Raw genomic sequence first — 13,894 nt, 5'->3', positions numbered from 1 at the left:
GATGCGCGCTGGCGGCGCGCAAACGGCTCATTTTGCGTGTGATTGTGAAATCCAGTTGGGCCAATCGGTCGACGAGGGAGTGTCGCCGCTCTGAATGAGCTCGGTGTGTCCGTTGTGGCATTCGCCGTTGTACCAGCCGGCCAGGCGAGGCAAGGCGACGGCGAGGCGTTCGTGCCAACCGATGGGCCCGTAGCCCGCGTCGAGGCCGTCGAAGGAGACGAGCCAGGCGGTGTGGAGGGCAGAGAGTTCTTCGACGAGGGCCCCGTGCTTGTACCAGCAGGGTGGGATCTTCCGGGCAGGCAAGTTGTATCGGCGGGTGAACCAGCTGACCCACTCCCCCAGGTCGGTCCAGACGTCTGGTGCTTCATCGGTGGTGAGTTCCCGCCAGTTGATGACGGAGATGCCGAGCATGCCTGGGCTTCGGCGTGGGAGTTGGGCGTCCCAGTTCTCTGGTAGCGAATCGAGGAGGTCCTCGATCGGGGTCTCGTCGCCGGTCACTCGGGATCCACGGTTTCGATGTATCGGCCGACCCGCGCGCGGAGCCGCCCGATGGCCTGGGCGGATGCGGTGCGTCGGGAGACGAGGCCGGACAGGGCACGGTCGCGGTCGATGAGCTGGTGGACGTATTCGTGGCAGCGCGGGTGGAGCGCGGTGAGGTCTTGGTGGCGTTCGTGGGCCGCCCATCCGCGGGGGGTTTGGGTGACGCCGCGGTAGTCGAGGTGGTGGAGTTCGAGGGTGCGGGCGGTGCCGACGCCGAGGCAGAGGGTGCAGCGGACCTGTCCGGCGCGGCGTCGTTCTTCGATGAACCAGCGGTCGCGGCGGGCGAACCACATCGGTGAATGTAGGTAGCGGCTTCGGTAGTTGTTGTCCCAGGCGGGGCGGCGACGGTTCGACATCAGTTCCGCTGCCCCGCTGCTCGACGGCGATCCAAGGCGTCTTTGTACTGTTCGGCAAAGACGAGCTGCTGATCGGTCTCGGTCGCCTTCTTGCCTGATTTGACCCGTCTGGCGTCGTGGCGGTCGGTCCAACCTCGAAGGTCGAGGAGGATGCCTCTGCGGGTTCGGTAGGCGAGGAGTCCGACGGTTTCGGGCAAGCGGCGGATCTCGTCGAGAGACATGACGGGGACCCTTTCGTCGTGGATGTTGGTGGAGGATCCCGTCTCGTTGTAGGAATGGCCGGTGTTACGTATCCGCCGGTTGCCGAGGAGGGATTCGAGGTCGCGGAGGTGGTCGACGTCAGAGGCTCCGCCGAGGACGAGTTTCGCGGTCGCTGCCGACCAGATGGTGTCGGCCTCGGCGCGGGACCAGGCGGTTTCGGCCTGCGACAGCGCCTGCAGGACGACGATGGTGGAGATGCCGATGCCACCACCGTCGGCCATAATCCTCGGGAGCGCGGGCCAGGAGAACATGTTGGCGATCTCGTCCAGGATCAACGCCAGCGGCAGGTCGAGGCGGGAACCGGGTGAGGCAAGAGCTTTGCGGCGGGCGGTCTCGACGATGTCGTCGAGGACGGCCCCGAGGAATCCTCCGACCGATCCGGCGCCGGCTCCGGTGCCGACCAGGTAGAGGCTGTTGGATCCGGTGAGGAATTGGTCGGGGTCGAATTGTTCGCCGGGTCCGGGTGTCATGGCTTTGCGGATGGCGGGGATGGCGAGTGGGCGGATGGCGCCGGAGACGCCGAACCAGCTCGATGCAAGCAGCTTTTCGTCGCCGTTGATGATCGCATCCAGATCTTCCGCCCAGCCGGGTGTGCCCTGATTGCTGAGGACGCTGACGGCTTCGAGGGCGAGCCGGGGGTTCGAGCCCCAGCGTGCGAGAGCATCGGCCCCGCGTCCGGAAACTGCTGCCGCGTGGAGGAGCCGGGAGAGAACGGAGGAGGCGACGTGGGCCCACTCTTGATTCGTTTTGGATGCGCCGAGAGCGGTGCCGGCGACGATCGCTTGGCCGCGCTGGTCTGCGACGAGCGGGTCCTCGCATCCCGTGACCGGTGAGATCCGTAGCGAGGAGCGGACGCCGGAGAGCTCTTGGGGGTCGAACACGGTGACCTCTCCGACCCTGGCTCGCTCGCGCATCGTGGCCGAGAGGTTGTCGTTCCTCGTGGAGGTGGTGATCAGCGGGCCGCACCAGTCGAGGATGGCGTTGATGATGAACCGGTAGCCCTTGCCGGACCGTGGGGCACCTTCGACCACAATGGAGTCCTCGATGGACACGTAGACGTCCTGCCGGTGCGCTTGACCAACCTTCCAACCGACTGCGGACGCGGTCGGGGCAACCAAGGACGGACGAAGCGTCCTTGCCCGGCGGGCCGCAGTTCGTGCCGACGTGTGCTTGCGGATCTCGCCCGGCTTGGCAAGTCCTTCTCGTCCGCGGAGCTCGTGGATAAAGTGCCGGTCCGACTGCCGGAAGCGAAGCCACCACGCAGTTGCCATCGCCGTCATCGCAACGATCAGGAGGAGGGCGAGCCCGTCGAGGACGCGAACCAGCGCGATGGGTGTTGCGCATCCAATGACGGTTGTGAAGCCGTCCGGGTTGCCACTGGCGGCCAGTTGAAGGCCGGCGAAGACACTGGATGGCTGACCTCCGGAGCCGCAGACGACGTGAATTGTTGCTGCTCCCACCAGTGTGGTCAGTGCACCAGCAACGACCACGGCGAACAGGAGGTAGAGGGCAAGGCGGGACCAGGAGGACCCTTGGTTCCTCATGGTCGTTCGCCTCCGAAGGCGTCAGTGCGGAAGATCCCAAGCTCGTAATCGGTGCAGATGTTACGGACCTTGGCGACGCGGTCTTGGCCGATCTGCCAGAGTCCTTCGCCTTTGTGGAGTTTCCGGACGAGGGTGGCTTGGGTGTCGTTCCAGCCAAGGATTTCCCGGGACCGAGCGATTTCGCCGCTGTGTTGGGCGTAGGAGATGCGGGTTTCGCAGTCTGCGAGCAGCCCGAGGGCTCGGGAGTGGAGAGCGCTGTTGCGGTCGCCGAGGGCGTCGAGGTCGGCGACGCGGTGTAGTAGGTACCAGTTGCTTGTGCCGAGATGGCGGGCGACTTTCTCGTCTTCGACACGTTCAGCGAGGCCGTCCCCTCCGGAGACGTCGTTGAGCAGTTCAACGGCCGCCTCTTCGTGGATGATCACCCGCGCTTGCCGGTTCGCGCCGAGGCTGGATCGGCGGATCCAGTTCGCGGTCGCCAACCGTGCCAACGCTTGCGCTTCGGGCGATGCTCCTTTGAGGGCAGATGTGTCGACCACCATCATCGGTGCGTCGGCGTCGAATCGGACGGTGGAAGGGCCGTCGAAAAAGCCAGTAAGGTCGCCGGAGACCATCCGCCGCAACGTGTGTGCGAGCCGGTGCCCGGCGTCGACGACTTCAACCGGGCTGCTCGCGTCGGGGTCGACAAGCCTGTTGTAGACGTGGGTGATGGTCACCGTGGTCTGGCCGCGGAGTCCGTCGAGGGCGACGTCGAGGGCGGTGTGCTCGACCGGCTCGAGGTTTCCGCCCTCGCGGAGCCGGCGGATGATCGTCTTCACGGTCGCGCGCCGATATTGGAGGACGTTCTGGTTCCAATCCTGGTCGCTGTATGAGGGGTCGCGGGGGCCTTCGTCGAGGAGGTTGATCCGGGCTGCTTTGCCTGGACCGACGCTGATGGAGGTGCCGCCGACGTAGTCGGCAACGCGGACCCATTCCCCGTTCGGATCGTGTGGGATCGCGATCTTGCGGCCGAGCCGCGCCAGTCGGGATGACCACGATTTCGCGAGCATTGACTTGCCGGTGCCTTTGACGCCGAGGATCGCGACCGAATGCGAGCGGACGGCTTCGGCCGAGTAGGCGTCCCAGGGGTCGAAGCAGAACGGGGCACGGGACAGCAGGTTCTCGCCGATGTACGCGCCGGTCAGGATGTCGCCGGTCTCGGCCAGGAACGGATAAGCGCCGCCGAGCACCCGGGACGAACACCGGTGGGCGGGTGGGGTGGCGCGGAGCGGTCCGCGCAGGTTGTGCGGCGCGTTCCAGCCCCAGGCCGGCATCTTCGAGGCCGGTAGCTCCGGTGGCTGCACCTTCCAGCTTGCGTTCTTTCCCGACGCATTCGGCCGATGGTGCCTCCCGTTTGCGCCGAGCTTTTCGCTCGCGGGGATCCACCCGATGACGGCGACGTTCTTCATGTCATCCCCCCTCGATCGGCACCGGGAGTGCGCTGGTCACGAATCCGGCGGCCTGTTGTCCGGACATCGAGGCCAGGAGCAACCGTGCCGGGTGGGATGCCTGTTCGATGTCGGTGCGGGCTTTGGCGAGGGCGTCCTTGGATTCGGCAGAGATGGTGATGAAGCCGCGGTATTGGACGTCGCCGAAACCGTCAACGAGGTCGTGCTCGCGGATGGCGAGGTCCTCTTCCTCGCGGATGTGCGTGAGCGGGATCCGGGATTGCAGCTTGAATCGGATGGTCGCGGCCGTCTCCATATCAGACTGAGCACGACCGAGCTGCGCCAACGCCTTGTGCGTCGCGACCGGCCGCACCTGCAAGGTGATCACCCGGGTGGCGTCGCCCGCGTAGAGCAGCGGCTCTAGGAAACCGGTTCGCACATCAGTGCGCGGCCACTCGGCGACCCAGAAGGTCTGATGCCAGGAATCGTCGACGCGCATCGAGTCCCAGCCCTCGTCGATTCCCATCACCGGCGGCGCGGGCTGCGCCTCGAACGGGCCGGCATCCTGTTCGCGGCGTACCGAGGCGGACACGGGGTCCGAGGAGAGTGCCAGGAGGTCGTCGAGTTCGTCCGAGGTTAACCACCCGTCAGGAGCCAAGCGCGCGTGCTCCATCGATGCTTCCATACCAGCGACACGTTCCTTGAGAACAGCGCCCAGCCCGGTGAGGCCTTTACCGGCGTCGCGGATCGCGGAGTTCAGTGCTGCAGTGTCGAAAGTCAGGGTGATGAAGTTGGTGAACCCCATCGACCGTTTCGACGCCGCCTCAGTCAGCATCCAGTACTCCTTCCGGAGTTCCGCGCTAACCTGCGGTTGATTCTCGTCTTCCCGGGCGACCAGATAGTCGTGGAGTTCGTTGGAGGAGGCGCGGTCGACCCGGATTCGGATGGTTGTTTCCCGGACGCCGGGGAGGTTCTCGAGAGAGCTCAGCCATTCGACGAATCCGTCGTAAGCGGCCTCCTGGGTCCCCTTGTCGCGGAGCGCCCACGCTTTGGAGCCGACTCGGACGGTGACAGACGCGAGGCGTCCACGCGCGTTGTAGATGAACGCACCGGCTCCGGGGACTTGGATGATCTGCACGTCCCCGAGCGCGCCAGGCAGCAGGAACCGGGAGGTCACGACCGGCCTGATCGCTTGAAGGTGCGCCTGTCCGACCTCGAGCGAAGCGACGCTAACCCGCATCCACACGTCACGACGGAAGACCGTTTGTCCGGTAACGCTGCGGTACCCGTACCGGAGGGCTTGCCCGGCGATGACCAGGACGGGTTCGCGTCGGTAGGTGGCGACGGCGAGGAAGCACACGAGTGCGACGATCGGCAGCGCCACCCAGAAGGCGTTGGGGTTGATGAACAGTGTGGCGAGGAGGATCGCGATTGCGGCGCCGACCACGAGAAGCTGGGGGAACGTGAGGCCGAGGATGAGGCCGCGTCGCTCGCGTGCTGCGAATCGGACGCGGGGTGCGCCTTCGTCGGAGAGCAATTGGTCGGCGATGAAGGTTGTCATGGTCTATCTCCCAACCTTGATGACGCGTGCGGCAGTCCGCACGGGAGCGGTAGCAGTGCTGGCTCTCGAGACTTGGTCGCGGACCGAGAACCGATGGTGCAGGGCGGTGCCGACTTCGGCTCCCGCGAAGGACACGAGTTTGGTCGCCCAGAGCGGCGAGAAGGACGCCGCGATCACCGCGCAGGCGGCCACAAGGAGTACGCCGATGCTGAGGCTGGACTTCGTGAGTTCGACGGCTAGGAGGACGACGCCGGCGGCGAGTGGTTTGGCGATAAGGAGACCGGTGGCGAGGTTCATCCAGCGTTGTGCCCAGGCGGTGAGCTTGGGTTGGCCGATCATCATCAGCCCGACCGGTGCCATCGCGGCGAGGGCGAGAAGCCCGAACTCGCGGATGGCCATGGCCACGAACAGGAACAGCGAGGCGATCATCATCAGCCCGACAACGAGTAGGGCCATGACGTATTCGCCGACAGCGCCCTGACTCCGTGCGCCTTGGCTGACCATGGAGTAGACCACGCCGCCTTGGGTGAATTCGGCATTGTGCATGACCGCGTTGGAGGCCTGTTTCGGTGCGTCGAAGATGCCGACCACCCGGAGAAGCCCGTCGCTTAGGTCGCCGCCCTGCACGGAGCTCGTGAGGTTGCGGGTGAGGCCGTCGGTAACGGTCGAGAACTGTTGCATCGCCCAAACACAGACCGCGCTGAACGGGATCGCCAACGCCGCCCCCGCGGCGGTGCGTCCGATTCTCGCCCAGTCCTGGAGGATCATCGCGATGCCGATTTGCACCAGAGCGATGATCAGGATGATCGGCGCAGTGACGGCGACCCAGAACAGGAACTGAGAGTGCGCAACGTTCCAACTGCTCTGGTCGATGGTGTTGTTGAAAGCTCCGGAGACCATGGTGGCGATGAAGTCGCCGAGATTGCGGATCGTGGACGCCATGAACCCGGCGACCGTTTGTAGGGCTTGGCAACCGAAATCGCCGACAAAGCATCCGTAGTTCGGCGACCACGGGTCAACAGCGGCGATTGCGATCATGGTCCGTCACGCCACGTTCAGCGACTGGCCCCAGTTGATCAGCCCCGCAATGCCGCCGGCAACAGCGACACCCGCGATGCAGCTGATCAGCCCGACGATGCCCATCTTCTGGACCCGCCCGTTACTGGAGATGTGGCCGACGACAATGAAGCCGGCCGCGATCAAGCCGCCGATCACGGCGAGGGTGAGCACAATCGCGAACACCACATTCGAAATCGTCTGAAGGGCGGAGACGCCGGGTCCGGAGAAGTCCGGGGTGGGGCTGGTGACAGTTAGGACGTTGATCGCGCGAGCGTGTGCGATCGTGACGGCCTCGTTCAATGCATTCATAATTCGTTCTTCCTCTCAGCGATGGGGTCCTTCGATGTCGGTTCGATGTCAGGGGCGCTGTTGAGTCGTCGCGCGGTGAGGACGCCGATCCCGGCAATGCCGGACAGGGTGGCGCAGACGAGCGCTAAGAGTCCGAGCAGGTTGGTGATGAGGTCCATGGCGTCACTCTCCGTCGGTGTTCGTCGCTCTGATCGCGGTTGTCGGAAGCGGGACCACGAGGTGGTTGGGTTGGCCTTCGGCGGGCACATTGACCGTGAGGAGAAGCCGGTCGACACCGGGCGGCAGGTACCAGGCCGCGACAAATGCTTGTGGCTGCTTGTTGGGAATTGTCCACACGGCCTCACCATGGAACAGGCCGCTCGGCAGCCAGGGCAGTCCTGCCGCTTTAGCGGCCCCAGGCCCATCGGCGGTGTCGAGAACCGCACGTTCCGGTCGCCCGTCGAACTTGGTTCCGTCAAGTGTGGTGCCGGTGACGTCCTGGCTGTTGGTGTTCCCCTGCGACGGCTTCCACTCGCCGGTCATCGTGATCTTCACGAGGAGCACAGGGGTGCCAGCGGGAAAGAGTTCTTGGGTCGAGTCGGGCAGGGTGCACTGGCAGCCGCGCTTCGACTTGAATGTGTTCTCGGGGTAGACCTCAACCCAGACGGTGTCGACGATTCCCGATGCGGCCGGCCTCACGTCGGCGGCGGACGTCGGCGTCGGGATGACCGGTGCGATGGTCGTGAACGTGTCGCGGCGTTCCGGTGTGGCGGCGGCGCAACCGACGAGGGCAAGGGATGAGGCCAATGTCGCTAGTGCGATCAGCTTCTTGACCATGTCGTTCACCTCGGTTTCGTATCCGCTTTCACCTGCACGTTCCCGATTCGTCGCAGCTTTGGCGCGCATTTCGCAGATCTCCGAGTTAGGGAACCTGGACATGTTGGTGATCGCAGCTGTCAGGGAAGTCGCTGGTGAAGTTCGTCAGAGTTCCCAGTTGAACGCCGGCTTGGGCGCGGCAGTCGCTTTGACCAATGGCGGAACCGTGCGGGGCGAACGGATCAAGGACATGAACGAGTTGCACAGAAAGGCTGTCGGCGCCGGTGAGCGATCGGCGGTCCAAGGCGTAGAAATCGACGGCTTTCCCTCTCCAGTGCGCGGACGCCTTACCGGCTCCGGGAGTGGTGCCGGTGCAGCGCCGGTTGAGATCGCTGACGCCAACTTGGGTGAAGCTCTGCACCGCGACCACGATCAGCTGCAGCACATGCGCGTCGATCGTGCAGTTGGGGGTCGCGGTGCCGTCCGCCATGTTGAGTACTTGCTGCTCGTACCGTGGATCGAGAAAGTTCAACTTGCCGAGCTGAATCGCAGCCACGAGGGCCGTTGCTGCTGCACGAGCGTTGGCCGGAATTATGCACGAGCCCGGGTTTGAGTGGGTGAGCGCGGCGAGCACATGCTCTGCGGGAGCCCAAAACCGCGTGTAATGGTTCGGATCCCTGTTGATCTGGACGGCGTGAGCCACGAGGGTGGGCGGTGAGCTCTGCCACTTCGGCACTCCGAGCATCCGCGCGTAGAAGGCGCGTGCCGCGGTCGGCGGATCCATCCGCTGCGCCCGGGTGCCGTAGCTGGTCCCCTGCTGGAAGACCCCGACCGTGGTGTTGTCGACGGCGTCACCGTGATCGAGATTGCGCAGACCGGATTCACCAATCCCCACCATCAGGGCGATGGCCTGCCCGCGCGGTGAGACACTCAGCTGCTGCCCGACGGTGATGACGGTTGCGGCGATCCGCAGTTGGTCGGGCCCGTATCCATCGATGGTCCGACCCGCGGGGACCGTGGGCGCGGAGCCGCCGCACGCTCCCCCGGCACCGCCGTACATGCCGGCGCCCATCGCCAGCACGATGGAGATCGGCATCGCGACAAGGGAAACCGGGACGACCAGAAGGACGACCGCCGCGACGATCAGCAGGTTCCTGGTCGTCTTCGGATGGGTGACCGCGTGAGCGGTGACACCCGCACCGATCATGCGGCCATCTCCTGCTGTATTACGGTGCGCGCGATGCCGAGCAGCCGTTTGGCGGTCGCGATCCGCGCCCGGGCCGAGCCGGAGTGGATGTTCAACGTCGCAGCAATGGTCTCCGCGTCGTCGCCGATCATCTCCGCAACCTCACGCAGTCCGCCGCGCTCCGGAACGCAGTGAAGGATCACCGAGCCGGTCAACGGGAGGTTCGCGTCGACCGCCGCGAGCGCCGCGCGAACAGCGTGGGCGGTCAGACTGACACGGTCTCGAATCGTCCGCAGCCCACGCGTTGTGAGCTGATGGCCGGCCGCCACCCGGTCGGCGTCTCCGTCGCTGAGCGCCATCTCGGTCATCACGGCCCAGTCGGATGCGCCTACGAAGTCGGCAACCAAACTCATCCAACGATGTGCGTCGAACCTGCGAACCAAGGAAGCAAGCGGATCCGGAGTGTTGCACGACTCGAGATCCTCGGGCAATGCGTCGAGCTCTTGGGAGTGCTTGCACAGCTCGCGTCGGACAACGTTCCTGGTGATACCGAACACGAAAGCATTCGGCGTTCCCCTCTCTGGGTCGAATGCGTCACATCGGTGCCAGACTGTCTCGCGGACAGATTGCAGGACTACGTCGACGTCGTTCGGCCGCCCGCGCATCCGATATCGGACGAACGGGCGCATCGCGTCGACGTTGCGAAGCAACTCGTCGACCCGCTTGTCGACCACCAGGTCGACCTGATTTCCCCCAGCCACGTGATCACAACCTTCCTTGCTCTGGTGTGGCTAATACGAAGGATTCGAGTTCGGGTCACAGACCCGTAAGAACGCGCGATCGGCAGAGGAAGGAGAGCAACACCGGCGGCTAGGGACCTATCCGGCGTGCCTGGGTTCGAGAGAGAAGCGACTTCGACCCTGAACTTCGGGAGTCTCAGCCACGATGCGTCACAGCCGCCCTGACTCGATTCGCGAGCCCGGCGCCGAAGTAAACGGGGTGGGATACAGCCGCTTCATTGGTGCCGCACGCTACCCCCGAACAGGGGGCTGCGATGCATGGCGCGCCGGGGTGAACCAAGTGTTCTACTGACAGCTCTCGCATTGGAGTGCATCCATCGGATCGATCGGCACGAGATAGTCACCCAACCGATCAACGATTGGTGCCGGCCTAGGCGGGATCGCGTCAGTCACGCGAATGCTTCGGTGCTCGTCTGCGCGCTCGCTTCCAGCCATGCGATCACCTCCGCCCGCTTGTAGAGAACTTTGTGCGGTGTTGGCTTGAAGAACCGGGGCCCCTTGCCGCGGTAGCGAAGCTGGGCCAGCGCCGCCAGCGAAAGGCCCGTGAGTTCAGCCACATCGGACGGCTGAATGAATTCCCCTGTCATCTCAATCTCCTCCGTTTCGACAACTAGAGAGTTATTGATTTGTTGAACTGACAATAGCCGCAATTCGCTGGTTTGACAAGCAAATGGGGGCTAATCTGTCAATATGACGGATTTTCGATCGGAGACAACCCTCGGCTCGCGCATCAAGCTGGCCAGAAGAGAGCGCGGTTATCGCACCACTCGCGAGCTAGCCGAAGCTATCCAGGGAGGGAACGTCACCCCGGCTGTCCTCGAAAACATCGAGTCCGGCAGGAAGGCCGACATCAGCGTGAGTCAGCTGCTCAACATCGCCAAGGCGCTCGGAGTTCCCCCATCGATGCTTCTTGCCCCCATAGGCAGGCCGAGCTCCGCACTCGACCTGCCTAACCTCAGCGACGATTTCGAGGACATGACGGCGGCAGAGTTCGACTGCTGGCTCTCCGCGACTCCGGCAAGCTCGTACCGCCCGACTCTTGCAGCAGAACGCGTCGATGTGGACATCCTGAATTCACTCCGCGAGCTTGGAACCCTGCGACGCGAGATCGAGCGGTTAAGGATTGTTCTCGCCGTGCAAGCGGCTTCGGGCGATCCCGATCTCGTCAGCGCCAACGCCGAGATCGAGCAGCGGGTCGAAGCCGTTGCGCGCGAGGCGGCACGAGTCTCGAACCTATTGGCGACAAGTGGGTTTGCAGACGTTGAACTCGAGCGGGCTGTCGTCCAGGTGTAACGAACATGGGAAGCATCACTTCCTACGAGTCGGCGGGCGGAAAGCGGTATCGGGTCCGCTACCGCAAGCCAGACCACTCACAGACGGACAAGCGTGGGTTCCGAACCAAACGGGAAGCCGAACTTTTTCTAGCGTCGGTCGTGACCACGAAGGCGACAGGACAGTACATCGATCCAACCGCCGCCCGTGCCACCGTCGACCGGCTCGGGGTGGCATGGCTCGCGTCACGGTCGCATCTCAAGCCGTCATCTGAGTATGTGTACGAGTCCGCCTGGCGCCTTCACGTTGAGCCTCGATGGGGCTCGACGAAGATTGGCATCATCCGCCACAGTGACGTACAAGCGTGGGTCACTCAGCTTAGTGACGGCGCTGAGGGAAAGAAGCCCAAGTCGCCCACAATCGTCCGACGCTGCCACGACATTCTCGCCGGGATCCTCGATAACGCAGTCCGAGACCATCTCATCCCCTCGAATCCTGCGCGCGGCGTCAAGCTCCCCCGACGAGTCCCTCGAAAGCACGTCTACTTGACGAACGAACAGGTAGCTGCGCTCGTGGCTGCCTGCGGCGACCACGCGGTCGTCGTCGCGACGCTGGCATACACGGGCCTGCGCTGGGGCGAAGCAACTGCACTTCGGGTCCGAGACATCGATAGGAGCCGGCGCCGGCTTTCCATCTCGGAGAACGCCGTCTACGTGAACGGCGCGATCGTGGTCGGCACGCCCAAGACCCACGAACGCCGTAGCGTTCCCTTCCCCGAATTCCTGTCAGAGCGGCTCGCGACTTCCTGCGAGGGAAAGGGTCGCGACGACATCGTCTTCGATGACGGACACGGCAACTATCAGAAGACTCCGACCATGACAGTCAACTCCTGGTGGGACAGAGCACTTCATCAAGCGAACCTGTCACCGATGACAATCCACGATCTTCGCCACACCGCAGCGTCGCTCGCCGTCAGCGCGGGGGCAAACGTGAAGGCTGTCCAGCGGATGCTCGGGCACGCCTCGGCGGCGATGACGCTCGACACCTACAGCGACCTTTTCGATGACGATCTCGACGCCGTGGCGGATAGCCTCGACCACGCGGCTTCAGCGATCATCGACCGAGCGTGGACCGGTTCGAGCGCTAAGAACTAGCCTTTGCCCCGACTAGCGATAAAGCGTCCAAGCGCACTTCTCAGCTCATTGCGTGCATCTTCCGGAGACGTACGCTGCGTTGCAACGCGCTGGCGCAAGGCGAATAGTTCCCGCGTGTCGACGAGGCAACCGTGATGATCGTCGCCAAAGGAGTCAAGGTCGTCCTCACGGCCAACCAGCGGAATCTCACGCTGGGCCGGATCACGCTCGCGATAGACATTTGTCACATACCACAAGGCGTCGGGAGCGCGGCCCGCTGACGAGGCGTAAGCAACGCTGGCGCTCGCCAGTTGCAGCAGGTCGTTGGATTTCGCAGCCGCGGCGTACCCCTTGACCTCGACGAGTGCGATCCATTCGCCGTCGGAAACGCGCAAGTCTTCGCGCTTCTTCCCCTTGTGTTCGGGTAGGCCGTCGGAATCGATGACGGAAAAGCCCAAGAGTTCCAACGTCTCCTTCACCGAGGCCACAAGCGGATCGCCAGTTTGAGAGAGAATGCCGCGCCACGAACCGCCGTCAGCCTCGGCACTTTCAAGTTCTTCCAGCAGCTGGTGGCGTGCATCGTCAGCAGCTCGTCTGCGCTCAGCTTCCGCCTGATCGAAAGCATTGAGCACGTGCCGCGCTTCGAGCTCCATCGGCGACGCCCACTCACCCGACCGATGCCAGTCGGCTGTGGTTGGGAACGTCTCGGGAGCATCGCGCCGCCAATAGGCGAACGCAAAAATGGCCCAGTCCTGGAGATAACTGAGCGCAGAGTACGGCAACCAGATTGCAGAATCAGGGTCATCCCCAGCCTCAGCCTCAAATACCGACGCGAGGATGAGGGGACGGTCGAGGCGCTCCTGAACTAGCGAATGGGACACTCGGTTCGGAACAACCGGAAGATTCACTCCCCTGTAGGTTTCGCCTTCACCTGGAATGCAGCTCCTGCGGGCCAGCGACTCAAGACCCGCCTGACGAGCGAACTCCGTTACGTCAAAATCGCGCGCAGGCGTGAATTGGGTTCTGGCCGCCGTGTTCGAAGGGGAACTTGGAGCGCCCCATGCGCCGAAGGATGCCGCATTCGAAGGCCGTTCGGACATCGACTGTGGCTTCGGCGCGAAGACGATTCGGCGCGGGAACCCCCACTGGTAATTGTGAAACTCTGCGCCAGCGAGGATCAGAACGTCGTGTTCCTCAGCGTGAACATCGCGGATATCCGACGTGACTCGAAGGCTGCCAGCGAGAGGCCGAACAACCTCGATTTCCTCCGCCGTGAGGCCGAAAACCAAAACGCGGGGATGCGGTGCGCCAGTGGCAGTTTCACTCATGTTGCGATTCTGACATCTAGTTGTCGTCGACCGTCCCAGGGACCGTACGGGAACTCGTTCAGCTGCTCGATCCGGTGCTCGTATCTCCGCGGCAAGCTGGCCAAGGAGTAGAGGGCCGCACAGACGTCGCTGAATTGACACCGCCACCATTTAAAGTGTGGGCAAAATGTGGGCAAATCGGCAAAACGGGGCCGAATCGAAGGAATGAAGAAAGCCCCGGAATGGCGAGATTCCGGGGCTTGTAGCGGGGGCGGGACTTGAACCCGCGACACCACGATTATGAGCCGTGTGCTCTAACCACCTGAGCTACCCCGCCGCGACCTCCG

15 protein-coding genes, 1 tRNA gene and 1 pseudogene are annotated in these 13,894 nt (G+C 63.9%); 3 read left to right on the top strand and 14 right to left on the bottom strand.

The window, feature by feature from the left end:
- Nucleotides 1-27: 27 nt before the first annotated feature.
- The 12 genes from AAYO93_RS02155 to AAYO93_RS02100 form a co-directional block, all read right to left on the bottom strand.
- Nucleotides 28-498 carry a hypothetical protein gene (locus AAYO93_RS02155; RefSeq protein ID WP_345763378.1) on the bottom strand — a complete coding sequence of 157 codons (471 nt, stop codon included), beginning with the start codon at nt 496-498 and terminating at the stop codon, nt 28-30.
- Nucleotides 495-896, bottom strand: a complete 402-nt coding sequence (locus tag AAYO93_RS02150) for a hypothetical protein (protein ID WP_345763377.1) — start codon at nt 894-896, stop codon at nt 495-497. The genes AAYO93_RS02155 and AAYO93_RS02150 overlap by 4 nt, the downstream gene beginning before the upstream one ends.
- Entirely contained in the window at nt 896-2,701 is a 1,806-nt protein-coding gene (locus AAYO93_RS02145; protein ID WP_345763376.1) for a type IV secretory system conjugative DNA transfer family protein, read from the bottom strand. The genes AAYO93_RS02150 and AAYO93_RS02145 overlap by 1 nt, the downstream gene beginning before the upstream one ends.
- Nucleotides 2,698-4,146 carry an ATP-binding protein gene (locus AAYO93_RS02140; RefSeq protein ID WP_345763375.1) on the bottom strand — a complete coding sequence of 483 codons (1,449 nt, stop codon included), beginning with the start codon at nt 4,144-4,146 and terminating at the stop codon, nt 2,698-2,700. The genes AAYO93_RS02145 and AAYO93_RS02140 overlap by 4 nt, the downstream gene beginning before the upstream one ends.
- Before the next feature lies 1 nt (nt 4,147).
- Nucleotides 4,148-5,686: an SCO6880 family protein gene (locus AAYO93_RS02135; RefSeq protein ID WP_345763374.1), complete on the bottom strand. Its 1,539-nt coding sequence runs from the start codon at nt 5,684-5,686 to the stop codon at nt 4,148-4,150.
- Nucleotides 5,687-5,689: 3 nt separating this feature from the next.
- Complete coding sequence (locus AAYO93_RS02130; RefSeq protein WP_345763373.1) at nt 5,690-6,628, bottom strand: hypothetical protein; 939 nt, start codon at nt 6,626-6,628, stop codon at nt 5,690-5,692.
- A 102-nt stretch (nt 6,629-6,730) separates the two neighbouring features.
- The gene (locus tag AAYO93_RS02125) at nt 6,731-7,054 is read right to left on the bottom strand and encodes a hypothetical protein (RefSeq protein WP_345763372.1); all 324 of its coding nucleotides are present in this window, start codon (nt 7,052-7,054) and stop codon (nt 6,731-6,733) included.
- Nucleotides 7,051-7,212 carry a hypothetical protein gene (locus AAYO93_RS02120; protein WP_345763371.1) on the bottom strand — a complete coding sequence of 54 codons (162 nt, stop codon included), beginning with the start codon at nt 7,210-7,212 and terminating at the stop codon, nt 7,051-7,053. The genes AAYO93_RS02125 and AAYO93_RS02120 overlap by 4 nt, the downstream gene beginning before the upstream one ends.
- 4 nt (nt 7,213-7,216) lie before the next feature.
- A complete protein-coding gene (locus AAYO93_RS02115) occupies nt 7,217-7,879 on the bottom strand; it encodes a hypothetical protein (protein ID WP_345763370.1) in 663 nt (220 codons plus the stop codon).
- Between the two features lie 76 nt (nt 7,880-7,955).
- The gene (locus AAYO93_RS02110; protein WP_345763369.1) at nt 7,956-8,945 is read right to left on the bottom strand and encodes a hypothetical protein; all 990 of its coding nucleotides are present in this window, start codon (nt 8,943-8,945) and stop codon (nt 7,956-7,958) included.
- A 107-nt stretch (nt 8,946-9,052) separates the two neighbouring features.
- Entirely contained in the window at nt 9,053-9,724 is a 672-nt protein-coding gene (locus tag AAYO93_RS02105; protein ID WP_345763368.1) for a sigma factor, read from the bottom strand.
- Nucleotides 9,725-10,224: 500 nt separating this feature from the next.
- On the bottom strand, nt 10,225-10,422 hold the full coding sequence (locus AAYO93_RS02100) for a helix-turn-helix transcriptional regulator (RefSeq protein WP_345763367.1): 198 nt from the start codon (nt 10,420-10,422) through the stop codon (nt 10,225-10,227).
- Nucleotides 10,423-10,525: 103 nt separating this feature from the next.
- On the opposite strand from AAYO93_RS02100, the gene AAYO93_RS02095 reads away from it, so the two are divergent.
- The 3 genes and pseudogenes from AAYO93_RS02095 (at nt 10,526) to AAYO93_RS02085 (ending at nt 12,261) form a co-directional block, all read left to right on the top strand.
- The gene (locus AAYO93_RS02095) at nt 10,526-11,128 is read left to right on the top strand and encodes a helix-turn-helix domain-containing protein (protein ID WP_345763366.1); all 603 of its coding nucleotides are present in this window, start codon (nt 10,526-10,528) and stop codon (nt 11,126-11,128) included.
- A 5-nt stretch (nt 11,129-11,133) separates the two neighbouring features.
- Nucleotides 11,134-11,427 (top strand): annotated as a pseudogene (locus tag AAYO93_RS02090) (Arm DNA-binding domain-containing protein); the annotation flags it as partial.
- Between the two features lie 225 nt (nt 11,428-11,652).
- A complete protein-coding gene (locus AAYO93_RS02085) occupies nt 11,653-12,261 on the top strand; it encodes a site-specific integrase (protein ID WP_345764945.1) in 609 nt (202 codons plus the stop codon).
- On the opposite strand, the gene AAYO93_RS02080 is transcribed toward AAYO93_RS02085, so the two are convergent.
- The gene (locus AAYO93_RS02080; protein WP_345763365.1) at nt 12,258-13,568 is read right to left on the bottom strand and encodes a hypothetical protein; all 1,311 of its coding nucleotides are present in this window, start codon (nt 13,566-13,568) and stop codon (nt 12,258-12,260) included. The genes AAYO93_RS02085 and AAYO93_RS02080 overlap by 4 nt on opposite strands.
- A gap of 242 nt (nt 13,569-13,810) precedes the next feature.
- A tRNA-Met gene (locus tag AAYO93_RS02075) sits at nt 13,811-13,884 on the bottom strand.
- Between the last annotated feature and the right edge of the window lie 10 nt (nt 13,885-13,894).

The organism is Diaminobutyricibacter sp. McL0608 (genome assembly GCF_039613825.1).
In the GTDB taxonomy this organism is placed as follows: Bacteria; Actinomycetota; Actinomycetes; order Actinomycetales; family Microbacteriaceae; genus Diaminobutyricibacter.
Note: the sequence above shows the minus strand (reverse complement) of the source record. Positions and strands in the feature narration are given on the sequence as shown.

Excerpts from the sequence above, each read along its gene's own strand:
- AAYO93_RS02150 (WP_345763377.1), bottom strand. The coding sequence starts at position 896 with ATGTCGAACCGTCGCCGCCCCGCCTGGGACAACAACTACCGAAGCCGC.
- AAYO93_RS02145 (WP_345763376.1), bottom strand. The coding sequence starts at position 2,701 with ATGAGGAACCAAGGGTCCTCCTGGTCCCGCCTTGCCCTCTACCTCCTG.
- AAYO93_RS02140 (WP_345763375.1), bottom strand. The coding sequence starts at position 4,146 with ATGAAGAACGTCGCCGTCATCGGGTGGATCCCCGCGAGCGAAAAGCTC.
- AAYO93_RS02135 (WP_345763374.1), bottom strand. The coding sequence starts at position 5,686 with ATGACAACCTTCATCGCCGACCAATTGCTCTCCGACGAAGGCGCACCC.
- AAYO93_RS02130 (WP_345763373.1), bottom strand. The coding sequence starts at position 6,628 with ATGGCGTCCACGATCCGCAATCTCGGCGACTTCATCGCCACCATGGTC.
- AAYO93_RS02125 (WP_345763372.1), bottom strand. The coding sequence starts at position 7,054 with ATGAATGCATTGAACGAGGCCGTCACGATCGCACACGCTCGCGCGATC.
- AAYO93_RS02120 (WP_345763371.1), bottom strand. The coding sequence starts at position 7,212 with ATGGACCTCATCACCAACCTGCTCGGACTCTTAGCGCTCGTCTGCGCC.
- AAYO93_RS02110 (WP_345763369.1), bottom strand. The coding sequence starts at position 8,945 with ATGCCGATCTCCATCGTGCTGGCGATGGGCGCCGGCATGTACGGCGGT.
- AAYO93_RS02105 (WP_345763368.1), bottom strand. The coding sequence starts at position 9,724 with ATGCGCCCGTTCGTCCGATATCGGATGCGCGGGCGGCCGAACGACGTC.
- AAYO93_RS02100 (WP_345763367.1), bottom strand. The coding sequence starts at position 10,422 with ATGACAGGGGAATTCATTCAGCCGTCCGATGTGGCTGAACTCACGGGC.
- AAYO93_RS02095 (WP_345763366.1), top strand. The coding sequence starts at position 10,526 with ATGACGGATTTTCGATCGGAGACAACCCTCGGCTCGCGCATCAAGCTG.
- AAYO93_RS02080 (WP_345763365.1), bottom strand. The coding sequence starts at position 13,568 with ATGAGTGAAACTGCCACTGGCGCACCGCATCCCCGCGTTTTGGTTTTC.